The 13522-nt window shown below is 68.2% G+C and carries 11 protein-coding genes; 4 read left to right on the top strand and 7 right to left on the bottom strand.

Translation table 11 applies throughout. The features are described from left to right. Window positions 1-32: 32 nt before the first annotated feature. Entirely contained in the window at window positions 33-674 is a 642-nt protein-coding gene (locus ASE31_RS27165; RefSeq protein WP_057205710.1) for a glutathione S-transferase family protein, read from the top strand. A 29-nt stretch (window positions 675-703) separates the two neighbouring features. On the opposite strand, the gene ASE31_RS27160 is transcribed toward ASE31_RS27165, so the two are convergent. Both ASE31_RS27160 and ASE31_RS27155 read right to left on the bottom strand, forming a co-directional pair. Further along, entirely contained in the window at window positions 704-1465 is a 762-nt protein-coding gene (locus tag ASE31_RS27160; RefSeq protein ID WP_057205708.1) for an enoyl-CoA hydratase/isomerase family protein, read from the bottom strand. A gap of 37 nt (window positions 1466-1502) precedes the next feature. Continuing rightward, window positions 1503-3110, bottom strand: a complete 1608-nt coding sequence (locus ASE31_RS27155) for an AMP-binding protein (RefSeq protein ID WP_057205707.1) — start codon at window positions 3108-3110, stop codon at window positions 1503-1505. 155 nt (window positions 3111-3265) lie between these two features. Between ASE31_RS27155 and ASE31_RS27150 the strand changes: the two genes are divergently transcribed. Further along, window positions 3266-4678, top strand: coding sequence for a sigma-54-dependent Fis family transcriptional regulator (locus ASE31_RS27150; protein WP_057205704.1), 1413 nt, complete (start codon window positions 3266-3268; stop codon window positions 4676-4678). Window positions 4679-4690: 12 nt separating this feature from the next. On the opposite strand, the gene ASE31_RS27145 is transcribed toward ASE31_RS27150, so the two are convergent. The 4 genes from ASE31_RS27145 to ASE31_RS27130 form a co-directional block, all read right to left on the bottom strand. Continuing rightward, complete coding sequence (locus ASE31_RS27145; protein WP_057205701.1) at window positions 4691-7840, bottom strand: efflux RND transporter permease subunit; 3150 nt, start codon at window positions 7838-7840, stop codon at window positions 4691-4693. Window positions 7841-7883: 43 nt separating this feature from the next. Continuing rightward, window positions 7884-9299 (bottom strand): efflux RND transporter periplasmic adaptor subunit, encoded by a 1416-nt coding sequence (locus ASE31_RS27140; protein WP_057205700.1) that lies wholly within the window; start codon window positions 9297-9299, stop codon window positions 7884-7886. Window positions 9300-9433: 134 nt separating this feature from the next. Then, window positions 9434-9883, bottom strand: a complete 450-nt coding sequence (rnhA, locus tag ASE31_RS27135) for a ribonuclease HI (protein ID WP_057205698.1) — start codon at window positions 9881-9883, stop codon at window positions 9434-9436. 34 nt (window positions 9884-9917) lie between these two features. Beyond that, window positions 9918-10745 carry a class I SAM-dependent methyltransferase gene (locus ASE31_RS27130; RefSeq protein ID WP_057205696.1) on the bottom strand — a complete coding sequence of 276 codons (828 nt, stop codon included), beginning with the start codon at window positions 10743-10745 and terminating at the stop codon, window positions 9918-9920. Between ASE31_RS27130 and gloB the strand changes: the two genes are divergently transcribed. Next, complete coding sequence (gloB, locus tag ASE31_RS27125; protein WP_057205694.1) at window positions 10744-11520, top strand: hydroxyacylglutathione hydrolase; 777 nt, start codon at window positions 10744-10746, stop codon at window positions 11518-11520. The two genes, ASE31_RS27130 and gloB, sit on opposite strands and share 2 nt — an antisense overlap. Next, on the top strand, window positions 11517-13088 hold the full coding sequence (locus tag ASE31_RS27120; protein WP_057205692.1) for a transglycosylase SLT domain-containing protein: 1572 nt from the start codon (window positions 11517-11519) through the stop codon (window positions 13086-13088). The genes gloB and ASE31_RS27120 overlap by 4 nt, the downstream gene beginning before the upstream one ends. A gap of 158 nt (window positions 13089-13246) precedes the next feature. Here ASE31_RS27120 and ASE31_RS31300 read toward each other — a convergent pair whose 3' ends face one another. Beyond that, entirely contained in the window at window positions 13247-13399 is a 153-nt protein-coding gene (locus tag ASE31_RS31300) for a DUF3096 domain-containing protein (protein WP_082604393.1), read from the bottom strand. Window positions 13400-13522 lie beyond the last annotated feature (123 nt).

The raw sequence follows: 13522 nt of genomic DNA, 5'->3' as shown, positions 1-13522 counted from the left end.
CTTTTCCCAAACCCTTAACCAACCACTACCCCATGCTCAAGATCCACCACCTCGGCCACTCCCAATCCGAACGCATCGTCTGGCTCTGCGAAGAGCTGGGCCTGCCCTACGAACTGGTGCACTACACGCGCGATGCCGTCACGCGCCTTTCGCCGCCCGAACTCAAGGCCTTGCACCCACTGGGCGCCGCGCCGGTCATCGAAGACGGCGACCTGCTGCTGGCAGAGTCGGCCGCCATCGTCGAATACATCATCGCCACGCACGGCGGCGGCCGCCTCAAGCTCTCGCCGGAGCATGCCGACTACGCGGCGTTCCTGTACTGGTTCCACTTCTCCAACGGCAACCTGATGCCCGTGCTGGGCCGCATGATGGTGGTCAACCGAGCCCAGTTGCCGGCGGACCACCCGGTGCAGCAGAACGCACAGGTGCGCCTGGACCGGGTGCTGGCGCTGGTGGAAGCGCGCCTGGGCGAGGCGCCCTACCTTGCAGGCCAGGAGTTCACGGCTGCGGATGTGATGAGCGTGTTCTCGCTCACCACCATGAGGCTGTTCCAGCCACTGGACCTAACGCCGTACCCGAACATCCGCGCCTACCTGCAGCGCATCGGGGCGCGGCCGGCGTACCAACGCGCGATGGCCAAGGGGGATCCGGATCTGGTGCCGTTGCTGGGCTGACAGCGCGGTTCAACGGCGCTTGCGCAACGTCACAACCGCCCCTTCGCAAACACGTCGATCCGCTGTGCCGTATCCGGATCCGCAAAGCAGGCATTCGCCGCCTTGCTCTCCGCCACCAGCGCCTCTTCGATCCGCGGCCCCAGGCCCGATGTCAGCACGCGCTTGAGCCGTGCAGTGGCACCGGCCGAGCGGGTGGCCACTTCTGCGGCGAGGGCCATGGCGGTGGGGAGCATCTGGTCGGCCGGCACCACGCGGTTGACGAGGCCCAGGGCCTTGAGGTCCGCGGCGCTCTGGCGCTCGCCCAGCACGATGAGTTCCATGGTGCGCTGGTGGCCAAGGATCTGGGGCAGCAGGTGGGTGACGCCGCCGGTGACGAAGTGTCCCAGCGCCATTTCGGGGAAGAAGCAGACCAGGGTGTCAGCAGCCACGACCAAGTCGCAGTTGAGCACCCATTCAAAGCCGCCGCCCACGGCATAACCGTGCACGGCGCCGATGACGAGCTTGGGGCCGAACATGATGTCGCGCGTGATCTGCTGGATGCGCTCGCAGTGCTCGGCGATGGCGGCGGGGCTCTCGGACTGTTCGGCGAATTCCTTGAGGTCGTCGCCCGCGCAGAAGGCGCGGCCGGTACCGGTGAAGACGATGCATTGCGTGGCGGGCTCGTTCTGCGCAATCTGCAGGGCGGTGTGCAGGTCCACCAGCAGGGTGCCGCTGATGGCGTTCAGGCGCTCGGGGCGCTGCAGGGTGACGACACTGACGGCGCCTTCGATGGTGTGGGTGGCAAAAGTCATGGAAGTCGTCTCTCTTTCTCTGGTGATGTTGCAGGGTTCATCCGTTGGTGGGCTGTGCTTCGCGGTCCCAAGTCCCCGGCGCAATGCCTTCGGCCTGCAGGCGGAATTTCTCGACCTTGTCGGTGGGGGTCTTGGGCAGGGCGGGCAGCAGGCGCAGGTAGCGCGGCACCATGAAGCGGGCCATGTGCTGGCTGCAATGCGCGGCCAGCGCGGCGGGGGCCAGGCGTGCGCCGGGGCGCAGCACCACGCAGGCCATGACCTCCTCTTCGGTCATGTCGCTGGGCACGCCGAACACGGCGCATTCGAGCACGTCGGGGTGGGTCTCGATGCCCATCTCGACCTCGGCTGCGGAGATGTTTTCGCCGCGGCGGCGCACGATGTCCTTGGTGCGGCCCACGAAGTACATGTACCCCTCTTCGTCCTGGCGCAGCAGGTCGCCGGTTTGGAACCACAGGTCCTTGAAGGCGGCGAGCGTGGCCTCGGGCATGCCGTAGTAGCCCTGCATGAGCAGGCCGGGCTGCTCGGGGCGCAGGAGCAGTTCGCCGGGCTGGCCCACGGGAACTTCGAAGCCCTGCGGGTCTGCGAGCCGTGCACGGAAAGCAGGGTCCACCTTGCCGCACGAACCCATGCGGCGTGGTTCGTGCAGCGGCGTGTACATGACCCCACCGGCCTCGGTGGACCCGTACAGCTCCACCAGGCGGCAGCCAAAGCGCTCTTCGAACTGCGGTGCGAACGTGGGCAGCGGCACGCCCCAGCCCAGGCGGGCGCGGTGGTCGCGGTCGCGCGGGGACGGAGGTTGCTTCCACAGCATGGTGACCGTGGCGCCCATGAAGTCGAACACGGTGGCCTGCAAGGCACGCACCTCGTCCCAGTAGCGCGATACGCTGAAACGCTCGCCGACGGCGGCCACGCCGCGCAGCAGCAGTGCGGGCACGATGGTCATGACGGTGGCATCCAGGTGGAACATCGGATAGGGGCAATACAGCACGTCGTCGGCGCGCAGCTCGAGCCCCTCTATGAACAGCTGCGCCTGCGCGAGCACGAAGCGATGCCCAATCATGGCCGCCTTGGATCGGCCCGTGGTGCCTGAGGTGTAGAGCAGCAGGCACAGTGCGTCGCAAGCGACTTCGGGGCGCGGCAGGCTGTGCTCTGTGGGCTCCACGCTGCGCAGCAGGCTGTAGGGTAGGCAGCCTGCGGCACCGGCACCATCGGTGGTCCCCACCACGAAGACCTGGGTGGCCGTGGCCAGCTGGCCCTGCACCTCGGCCCACTGGGCATGCAGCGTGGCGTGCACCACCGCCATGCGGCTTTCCACCAGGTTGACCGCATCGGCCAGCACCGGGCCGCGAAACGAGGTGTTGACCGGCGCGGCCACCGAGCCCAGCTTGGTCAGGGCGAACCAGAGCACGGCCATCTCGATGCAGTTGGGCAGCATGAGGCTGACATGGTGGCCCGCGCGTACGCCCTGGGCATGCAGGCCGGCTGCCAGGCGATCGCTCTCCTCGTCGATCTGGCGGTAGGTCCATTCACCCGACGCCATGCGGATGAAGGGCTGGTGTGGCACCTCAGCAGCCGCGCGGCGCAGCTCGGCGCCAAGCGATGGGGCGAAGGGATCGTGGGTAGCGGAGGAAGGGGCGTTGACCATGGCTGTTGCAGGATAGAAAGGCCCTGCTCACAGGGCAAGCTCCGTGCCACACGCTGCAGCCTGGGTTTGCCTGCAAGCGCCTCGCATCGACGTGGCGGCGAGCGATATGATTTGCAACGACCGTTCAATAGTTGAACGTTTCATATTGCAACGCCATGCCCACCAAGCGACCGCCTGCCCCCGTCCCTGCCGCCACCAGCCCCGACGACCTGCTGGAACGCCAGGGCCAACTCATCGAAGAGCTGCAGACCCTGGTGAACCATGTGCCCTATGGGCTGATGGTGCTGGAACCCGGCGGCGTGGTGCGCCACCTCAATGCCGAGGCGGCGCGCCAACTGCGGCTGCCGCGCCACCTGGCACAGGGGCGCACGCTGGGCTCGCTGCTGGACTTCGACACCATGGTGGAGCAGGTGTTCCTGACGGGTGAGGGCTACACCGACCGCGAGCGCGTGATCTCCACCCCGCGCTTTCAGCTGCATGTGCTGGACACGGCGGTGCCCGTGAAGGCGGCGGACGGGCGCGTGCTGTCGGTGGTGAACACCTTTCGCGAGATCAGTGGCGTGCACCGCCTGGCCGACCGGCTGGCAGGCAGCCAGGCGCGCCATACCTTCGACAGCATGATCGGGCAGAGCCCGGCGCTGCGGGCCACCATCGCCGCGGCACGCAAGGCTGCGGCCGGCCAGGCCAATGTGCTGCTGTGCGGCGAGAGCGGCACGGGCAAGGAGGTGCTGGCCCAGGCCATCCACAACGCCAGCGCGCGGCGCGAGGGCCCCTTCATCGCGGTGAACTCCGCGGCGCTGCCGCGCGACCTGATCGAGAGCGAATTGTTTGGCCATGCGCCGGGTGCCTTCACCGGGGCGCAGCGCGAGGGGCGGCCGGGCAAGTTCGAGGCGGCCAGTGGCGGCACGATTTTTCTGGACGAGGTGTCGGAGTTGCCGCTCGACGTGCAGGCCAAGCTCTTGCGTGTGCTGCAAGAGCGCGAGGTGGTGCGCCTGGGCAGCACGCGCGCCGTGCGCGTGGATGCGCGCGTGGTCACGGCCAGCAACCGCGACCTGCATGCCATGGTGGCGCGCAAGGAGTTTCGCGAAGACCTGTACTACCGCTGCCATGTGATTGCGCTGACCCTGCCCCCGCTGCGCGAGCGCCCGGCCGACGTGGCGCTGCTGGCCACACATTTCCTGGCGCGCTACGGCGCGGCGCTGGGCAAGCCCGTGCATGCGCTGCCACCCGCCGTGCTGGCCGCGCTGCTGCAGCACCCCTGGCCGGGCAATGTGCGCGAGCTGGAGAACGCGATGGAGCGGCTGGTGAACCTGAGCGAGGGCGGCACGCTCGATGCCAGCGTGCTGGGCCTGGTGCCGGCGCCACCGGTCGCGCAGACCCCTGCGGATCCAGGCCCCAACACCGAGGTGCGCAGCCTGCGCGCGGCGGAGCGCGAGACCATCGTGCACGCGCTCAAGGCCCACCGCTTCAACGTGACCCGTGCGGCCCAGGCCCTGGGCATTGCCAAACCCACGCTGTATGCCAAGCTGCGCCTGCACGGCATCCCACTGGAGCGGCCGCTGTCGTAGTCAGCGCCCGGGCTACTTCGCCACATAATCGTGCGGAGGGTGCAGCGGCTCAGCAGGTTCTTCGGCTGCCACGGCCGTGTTGGCACCGGGCACGGCCTTGCGGGCGAACAGCGTGTACATGGTGGGCACGACGAAGATGGTGAGCAGCGTGCCCAGCGACATGCCGCCCACGATCACCCAGCCGATCTGCGAGCGCGTTTCGGCACCGGCGCCCGAGGCCAGGGCCAGGGGGATGGCGCCGAGCACCATGGCGCCCGTGGTCATGAGGATGGGGCGCAGGCGCTGGGCCGAGGCCTTGACGAGCGCGTCCACCATCTCCAGGCCCTGCTCGCGCAGCTGGTTGGTGAACTCCACGATCAAAATCCCGTGCTTGGTGATCAGCCCTACCAGCGTGATCAGGCCGATCTGCGAATACACGTTGAGCGAGCCCCCGCTCCACTTGAGCGCCAGCAGCGCACCGATCATGGACAGCGGCACCGAGACCATGATCACCAGCGGGTCGATGAAGCTCTCGAACTGCGCGGCCAGCACCAGGAAGATGAACACCAGCGCCAGCAGGAAGACGATGCCCAGCGCGCCCTGCGAGCTGCGGAACTCGCGCGAGGTGCCGTTGAGATCGGTGGTGTAGCCGGGCTTGAGCACCTTGGCGGCGGTGCTGTCCATGAAGGTCAGGGCCTCGCCCAGCGAATACTCGGGCGACAGGTTGGCTGTGATGGTGACCGAGCGCCGCTGGCCGAAGTGGTTGAGCTCGCGCGGACTCACGCTCTCCTTGACGTTGACCAGGCTCGAGAGCGGAATCATCGCGTCGTTGCGGCCGCGCACGTAGATGCTGTCGATGTTCTCGGGCGTGGTGCGGCCGCTGGCCTGGGTCTGCACGATCACGTCGTACTGCTCGGAGTCGCGCTTGTAGCGCGTGACGGTGCGCCCGCCCAGCATGGTCTCGATGGCCTTGGCCACCACGTCCACGCTCACGCCCAGGTCGGCGGCGCGGTCGCGGTTGACGGCGATGCGCAGCTCGGGCTTGTTCAGGCGCAGGTCCACATCGGGGGAAACGATGCCGGGGTTCTTGGCGATCTCGGCCATCACGGCGTTGGCCACGGCGTTGAGGTTCTCGTAGCTGTCGGAGGTCTGGATCACGTAGGTGAGCGGGCGCGCACGGAACGGCTGGCCCAGCGAGGGCGGCGTGATCAAAAAGGCATTGACGCCCGGCAGGCCGACCACCTTGGGCTGCAGGTCGCGCACCAGGTTGAGCGTGCTGCGCGAGCGGTTTTCCCAGTCCACCGTGCGGTAGATCACACTGCCTTGCGCCACCGTGGGGTTGCCGATGTTGGCGAAGATGCGGTCGAACTCGGGGTAGTCGCGGCCCACCTTTTCGAGCTCCAGCGCATAGCGGTTGGTGTAATCCAGGGTGGCGCCATCGGGCGCGGTGACGTTGACCAGGATGGTGCCGCGGTCTTCGAGCGGCGAGAGCTCCTGGCGCATGCTCGGGTAGACCAGCACCAGCGCGGCGCCGCTGACCGCCATGGCAATGATCACCAGCCAGCGCGCCTGGAACAGAACACCGCGCACGCCACCCGCCCGCCCACCCCAGCGCGCGGTGACGATCCAGCGCAGCAAGCGGCCATAGGCGTCCGAGAGGGCCGTGAGCAAGCGCTCCATGGAGCGGTCGAACCAGTTGGGCTTCGGGTTGTGCTTGAGCAGCAGCGAGCACATCATGGGCGACAGCGTGAGCGCCACGAAGCCCGAGACCACCACGGCGCCGGCCAGCGCCAGCGCGAACTCGACGAACAGCCGACCCGTGCGGCCGGGCGTGAAGGCCAGCGGCGCATACACGGCCACCAGGGTCAGCGTCATTGCGACGATGGCAAAGCCGATTTCGCGTGCGCCCTTGATCGCGGCCGAGAACGGATCGAGCCCCTCCTCGATGTGCCGGTAGATGTTCTCCAGCATCACGATGGCGTCGTCCACCACCAGGCCGATGGCCAGCACCAGGGCCAGCAGGGTGAGGGTGTTGATCGAGAAGCCCGCCAGCGACATCAGCGCAAAGCTGCCCACCAGGCTAACCGGGATGGTGACGATGGGGATGATGGAGGCGCGCGCCGTGCGCAGGAAGACGAAGATCACCAGCGCCACCAGCACCACGGCCTCGGCGATGGTGGTGTAGACGCTCTTCACCGAGCGGTCGATGAACAGCGAGTTGTCGTTGGCGATGTCGATGGCGATGTCCGGCGGCAGGTCGGCCTTGAGCGTGGGCAGCATGGCGCGCACGCCGGCCGACAGCTCCAGCGGGTTGGCCGTGGCCTGGCGGATCACGCCCAGGGAGATGGCCTCGCGCCCGTTCAGGCGCACGCGGCTGCGGTCGCTGGCGGCGCCCTCCTCCACCCGCGCCACGTCGCGGATGCGCACCGGAAAGCCGTTGACGGTGCGGATCACCACGCTTGCGAACTGCGCCGGGCTGGCCAGGTCGGTCTGCGAGGTGACGCTGAACTCGCGCTGCTGCGACTCGATGCGGCCGGCGGGCAGCTCCAGGTTGTTGCGGCGGATGGCGTCTTCCACGTCCTGCGTGGTCAGGCGGTAGCCGGCCATGCGCTCGGGGTCCAGCCACACACGCATGGCGTAGCGGCGCTCGCCGTAGATGGGCACGTCGGCCACGCCGGTCACGGTCTGCAGGCGCGGCTTGACGATGCGGTTGAGCAGGTCGTTGATCTCCAGCGGCGTGCGCGTGTCGCTGCTGAAGGCCAGCCACATCACGGGCGAGGCGTCGGCCTCGACCTTGGCGATCACGGGCTCGTCCACCGCGTCAGGCAAGCGGTTGCGCACGCGGGCGGTGCGGTCGCGCACCTCGGCAGCGGCGTTGTCGGCGTCTTTCTCCAGGCGAAAGCGCACGCTGATCTGGCTTTGCTCGGCGCGGCTGATGGAGGTGATGACGTCCACCGCGTCGATGCCGGCGATCGAGTCTTCGAGCGGCTTGGTGACCTGCGATTCGATCACCTCGGCCGAGGCCCCCGCGTAGCGCACGCTGACCGTGACCACAGGCTCGTCGATCTTGGGGTATTCACGCACCGACAGGCGTGTGAAGCTCACCGCCCCGACCAGCAACACCAAAAGCGACAGCACGGTGGCCAGCACCGGCCGGCGGATCGAGAGTTCAGCGAGTTGCATGGCAGTACGTCAGCAGGGTGCGGTGAAGGGGGCTGCAGGCCGCTCAGGCGGGCTTGCCCGGCACCATGGGTGCCGAGCGGCCCGAAGAGGTGCCTGCCACCTGGCAGGGGTTGGGGCCGGGCAGTGGCTCCACCAGGGCGGCGACCGGCGCCGCAGCGGGTGCCGGTGCAGTGACGGGGGCCGCAGTTGCGGGCTTGCCCACGGAAAGTGCGGCGGACGCCGGCGCATCGGCCATGGGGGCAGCCTCCGAAGCCGCACTCGACGTTGCGCGTGCCGGCCCGGCGGCAGCGCCTTTGCCTTTGCCAGCCTCCGGCTGGCCCAGCACCACCACGCGCACGGCGGTACCGTCGCGCTGGATACGCTGCTGCCCTGCGGTGACGACCAGGTCGTCGGCGGCCAGGCCGTCCACCACCTCCACCAGGCCAGGGGCGCGCGCCCCCAGCGTCACGGCGGTGCGCTGGGCCACGCGGGTGCCGGGCTCCTTGCCTTCGATCACCTTGTAGACGAAGGCGTTACTGCCCTCGGGCACGATGGCCTCCTCAGGGACCACGCGGGCGTTGGCACGTTCGGAGAACACCGTGGTCACGCGCGCGAACATGCCGGGGCGCAACTGCAGGCGGCGGTTGTCGATGCAGCCACGCACGGCCACGGCACGGCCATCGGCGTCGATCTGCGGGTTGATGGCCTGGACCACGGCGGCGTAACGCACGCCGGGCAGCGCGTCGAACACCACGCGCGCCGTCTGGCCGGTGCGCACCTTGCCCTGCAGGCGCTCGGGCAGGCGGAAGTCCACGTACACCGCGTCCAGGTCTTCCACGTTGACGATGTCGGCGCCGTCCTTGAGGTAGTCGCCCACGTTCACGCCGCGGATGCCGGCAATGCCGTCGAACGGCGCCAGGATGCGCAGCCGCGAGGCCGTGGCCTGCGACAGCGAGAGCTTGGCCTGGGCGACTTCGAGGTTGGCGGCGCTCTCGTCGACCGAGCGCTGGCTGATGAAGCCCTGCGCCACCAGCTCCTGGTTGCGCTTGTGGTTGGCCTGGGCGATGGACAGCTCGGCCTGGCTTTGCTGCACCTGGGCTCGGGGCAACTGGTCGTCAAACTGCACCAGCACCTGGCCCTGGCGCACGCGCTGGCCGTCGGTGAAATTGAGCTGGGTGATGCGCCCGCTGACCTCGGGGCGCAGCACCACGCTGCGGCGCGAGCGCAGGCTGCCCACGGCCTCGGCATCGTCGCGCAGCGCCATCTGGCGCACGGGCGCGGCCTCCACCGCCACCACCCGGCCCGCGCCGCCCTGCCCGCCCGGCCCCCGCGCGCCAGCCGAGGGGCCATTGCCCCCCGCAGGTGCAGACGCGCTGTCCGTCTTGGGCGGCGCGGCAGGGCGCTGAAGCCACCATGCGGCCCCCGATGCGGCAGCGATGCCGACGACAGCAACAACGATGTAACGGGTTTTGGACGCCATGGATCAGCAGCAGTGAGATCGGTGAAGCCCGGGCGCGGGCAATCTGCCAATGTATCAGTGTGTATCCAAATCTGCAGCCCCGGGCTATTTCAGGGGTGGGAGATTGGAGACAGTCCGCCCCCCTTGGCCTTGTTTCAGCCGCGGCCCAGGGCCTTGTCCACGCCCTTGTTGGCCAACTGGTCGGCGCGCTCATTGCCCGGATCGCCCGAGTGGCCCTTGACCCAGCGCCAGTCGATGCGGTGCCCGCCGCTGGCGACCAGGGCGTCCAGGCGCTGCCACAGCTCCACGTTCTTCACCGGGGCCTTGCTGGCGGTGCGCCAGCCGCGGGCCTTCCAGCCGTGGATCCACTCGGTGATGCCCTTGCGCACGTACTCGCTGTCCAGGTACAGGGTGACGGCGCAGGGGCGCTTCAAGGCAGCAAGCGCCTCGATCACGGCCAGCAGCTCCATGCGGTTGTTGGTAGTGCCCAGCTCGCCGCCAAACAGCTCCTTCTCCGATGTGCCTGCGCGCAGCAGCACGCCCCAGCCACCAGGGCCGGGGTTGCCCTTGCAGGCACCGTCGGTGTAAATCACGACCTCGTTCAAAATGGATTCCTGTTCTTCTTCATGTTCATGGTCATCAGCGCCGGTGCGTAGCGCCCGGTGGCGAGGGGGTGCGGTGCGCCACGGGCACGGCGGCTGCGTTGCGCTGGCGCGCGGTGCGCCACGCGGGCTCCAGCAGGCGCATGCCGTGCACGCGCTTGACGGCCACCAGAAAGTACCCGGCGCCGAAAATCGGCCACCACTTCTCGCCCAGCGGGTCCAGCCAGCCAAAGCGCTCGATCCACTGGCTGCTGCGCACCGCAGGACAATAACAGCCAAACCGGGCCGATTCGACCTCGAAGCTCAACAACCGCAACCAGTCGCGCAGGCGGCGGTAGCCGATGAACTCGCCCACGTCGGGCAGGTAGAGCGAGCCGCGGCCAAAGCGGCCGTACAGCCGCGCACGCCGCTGGCGCAGGCCCCACAGGCTCATGGGGTTCAGGCCGCTGATGACCACGCGCCCTTCGGGCACGAGCACGCGCGCCACCTCGCGCAGGGCGGCGTGGGGGTCGATGCTCAGCTCCAGCGTGTGGGGCAGCACCACCAGGTCGAGGCTGGCCTCGGCAAATGGCAGGGCCACCGGCTCAGCCAGCAGCGCGATGGCCTGGCGGGGCGTACCATCCTCGCGCAGGCCGGGCTCGGCGGCCAGGCCACCCTCGCCCACGGCCTCCTGCCCCAGCGCCAGCCATTGGTACGGCATGCGGTTGGCACGCAGGCCGTCCAGCAGGGGCATACCCAGCTGCACGGCGTGGTAGCCGAAGAGGTCCGCAACCGCCTCATCCAGGCGGGCTTGCTCCCAGGCCAGCAGGTAACGGCCGGGCGGGGAATCGAACCAGTGGTGCAAACCTATAATTTGATCGCTCATGAACCTGCTACCGCTGCCCGCCTTTGCCGACAACTACATCTGGATGCTGCACGACGCACGCCAGGCCATTGTGGTCGACCCGGGAGATCCCGCACCGGTACAGAAGGCTTTGCACGACCTGGGACTGCGATTGCAGGCCATTCTAGTCACGCACCACCACAACGATCACGTCGGCGGGGTGGACGTGCTGCGCGAGGCCACGGGTGCCACCGTTTACGGCCCGGCCCGCGAGAAAGTCCCCGAGCCGCTGGTGCGCCTGGCCGCTGGCGACAAGGTGGACGTGGCCGGCCTGCACTTCACGGTGCTGGACGTGCCGGGCCACACGGCCGGGCACATCGCCTACTACGGTGCGGACATGGGGGGCACGCCGGTACTGTTCTGCGGCGACACGCTGTTTTCGGGCGGTTGCGGGCGCCTGTTCGAGGGCACACCGGCGCAGATGCTCGACTCGCTCGACCAGCTGGCGGCCCTGCCCGGCAACACCAGGGTGTGTTGTGCGCACGAATACACACTCTCGAACCTTAAATTCGCGCGTGCCGTGGAACCCGGCAACCAGGATCTGGTCCACTACCTCGGCTGGTGCGAAGCACAGCGGGCGCAAGGCCTGCCCACCCTGCCATCGAACATTGCGCAAGAGCGCGGTATCAACCCCTTCCTGCGCGTGCGCGAAGCCGAGGTGCGCGAAGCAGCACAGCGGTTCGACCTGCAGGCAGATCAACACGACGCAGTGGCCGTCCTGGCGGCACTGCGCCAATGGAAAAACGAGTTTCGATGAAAATTGTGCACATCGCGTGCCTGGCCGGCATGCTCTGGCTGACCGGCTGCGCCACCACCGGAACCGACACCACCGTGGCGGGCGGCGCGTCCGACGGCCCTGCCACCCCCACCAACAACAAGGCGCCTGCGCGCCCCGCGCACACGCCGCTCATCCCGAACGGGCCGCTGCAGCCCATCATGGCGGTGAACACCTTCAACGGCGGCGGCGTGGCATCGCTCTCGGCCCCGGCCGACCTGTGGGACCGCATACGGCGCGGCTTTGCCATGCCCGACCTGCAGCACGAGCTGGTGCAGGACCGCGAGCAGTGGTATGCCACGCGGCCCGACTACATCCAGCGCATGACGGAGCGCTCGAGCAAGTACCTGTTCCACATCGTCGAAGAACTGGAACGCCGGGGTATGCCGACCGAGCTGGCGCTGCTGCCCTACATCGAGAGCGCGTTCAACCCGCAGGCGGTGTCGAGCGCCAAGGCGGCGGGCATGTGGCAGTTCATGCCGGCCACGGGCAACTATTTCGACCTCAAGCAGAACGCCTTTCGCGATGACCGGCGCGACGTGCTGGCATCGACCCGCGCGGCGCTCGACTACCTGCAGAAGCTGCACGGCATGTTCGGCGACTGGCACCTGGCCCTGGCCGCCTACAACTGGGGCGAGGGCAGCGTGGGCCGCGCCATTGCGCGCAACCAGAAGGCGGGCCTGGGCACCAGTTACACCGACCTGAACATGCCGGCCGAGACCCGGCTGTATGTGCCCAAGCTGCAGGCGGTGAAGAACATCGTGGCCAACCCCGATGCCTTCAAGGCCGAGCTGCCGCTGATCGAGAACCACCCCTACTTCCAGACGGTGGACATCACCCACGACATCGACGTGGCGCTGGTGGCCACGCTCTCGGGCATCCGCGAGGACGATTTCCGCGCGCTCAACCCCTCGTACAAGCGCCCCGTGATCCTGGCGGCCGGCACACCCCAGATCCTGTTGCCCTGGGACAATGCCAAGGTCTTCCAGCGCAACCTGGAAGCGCGCCGCGAAGGCCAGTACGCCAGCTGGACGGTATGGTCCGTGCCCACCACCATGACGGTGGCCGACGCCGCCCAACGCACCGGCATGAGCGAGGCCGACCTGCGCGCCATGAACAACATCCCGCCGCGCATGCTGATCAAGGCCGGCTCGGCACTGATGGTGCCGCGCTCGGTGACCACGCGCGAGGACGTCTCATCGCACCTGGCGGACAACGGCCAACTGGCATTCGCCCCCGAAATCGTCACCCGCCGCACCACGGTGCGCGCCCGCAAGGGCGAAACCGTGGCCAGCGTGGCCAAGCGCTACAACCTGAGCACCAGCAACGTGGCCGACTGGAACGACGTCAAGGCCAGCGCCGCCTTCAAGCTGGGCCAGCAGATCGTGGTCTACCTGCCGGTGCGCGCCGCGGTGGCAGCTGCCACCCAGGTGCGATCCTCGAACGTGCGCAACGTGGTCCAGGCCCGCGGCAAGCAAAGCGCAGCCAAGGCCCCGGCCTCAGCCCCCGCCAAGCGCGGCGGCACGCCATCGAAGGTCAAGAAGCGTTGAGCCCCAAGGGTCTACTGCGCTTTGAGCAGCAGCTCAGACCCCACTCTCAAGAGCTGCTGAAAAAGCTTCCTGGCTAGGCGCTCCGTCGCAGACAGTACTGAAAGTACGGCAAGACGGAGCAACGACGCCAGGGAGGTTTTCTCAGCGGCTCACCCCCCTCAGAGCTTGAGGGAATGCATGCCCATCAGTCCCAGTACGCCCATGACGATGAGGTAGATGGCCACGATAGTGCTGAGCAGGCGCGGCATGACGAGGATGAGGATGCCCGCGATCAGGGAGACGAGCGGGCCGATGCTGAGGGAGAATGCCATGGAGAAATCCTTGGTGGGTAGGTAGGAAGTTGGTGTGCCGAGCCTACGGCAAACCGGACGCCGGCCAATGTAAGCCATCTTCCCGTCCCGAAAGCGCAGAAGGCGCTTGATGCGCAGGCAGTC

The organism is Acidovorax sp. Root217 (assembly GCF_001428645.1).
GTDB lineage: Bacteria > Pseudomonadota > Gammaproteobacteria > Burkholderiales > Burkholderiaceae_C > Acidovorax.
The sequence above is the reverse complement of the archived record's forward strand: the minus strand, read 5'-3'. Positions and strand labels throughout refer to the sequence as shown.

Coding starts and splice junctions, on each gene's coding strand:
- gloB (WP_057205694.1), top strand. CDS start 10,744: ATGAACCTGCTACCGCTGCCCGCCTTTGCCGACAACTACATCTGGATG.
- ASE31_RS27150 (WP_057205704.1), top strand. CDS start 3,266: ATGCCCACCAAGCGACCGCCTGCCCCCGTCCCTGCCGCCACCAGCCCC.
- ASE31_RS27130 (WP_057205696.1), bottom strand. CDS start 10,745: ATGAGCGATCAAATTATAGGTTTGCACCACTGGTTCGATTCCCCGCCC.
- ASE31_RS27165 (WP_057205710.1), top strand. CDS start 33: ATGCTCAAGATCCACCACCTCGGCCACTCCCAATCCGAACGCATCGTC.
- ASE31_RS31300 (WP_082604393.1), bottom strand. CDS start 13,399: ATGGCATTCTCCCTCAGCATCGGCCCGCTCGTCTCCCTGATCGCGGGC.
- ASE31_RS27140 (WP_057205700.1), bottom strand. CDS start 9,299: ATGGCGTCCAAAACCCGTTACATCGTTGTTGCTGTCGTCGGCATCGCT.
- ASE31_RS27145 (WP_057205701.1), bottom strand. CDS start 7,840: ATGCAACTCGCTGAACTCTCGATCCGCCGGCCGGTGCTGGCCACCGTG.
- ASE31_RS27160 (WP_057205708.1), bottom strand. CDS start 1,465: ATGACTTTTGCCACCCACACCATCGAAGGCGCCGTCAGTGTCGTCACC.
- ASE31_RS27120 (WP_057205692.1), top strand. CDS start 11,517: ATGAAAATTGTGCACATCGCGTGCCTGGCCGGCATGCTCTGGCTGACC.
- ASE31_RS27155 (WP_057205707.1), bottom strand. CDS start 3,110: ATGGTCAACGCCCCTTCCTCCGCTACCCACGATCCCTTCGCCCCATCG.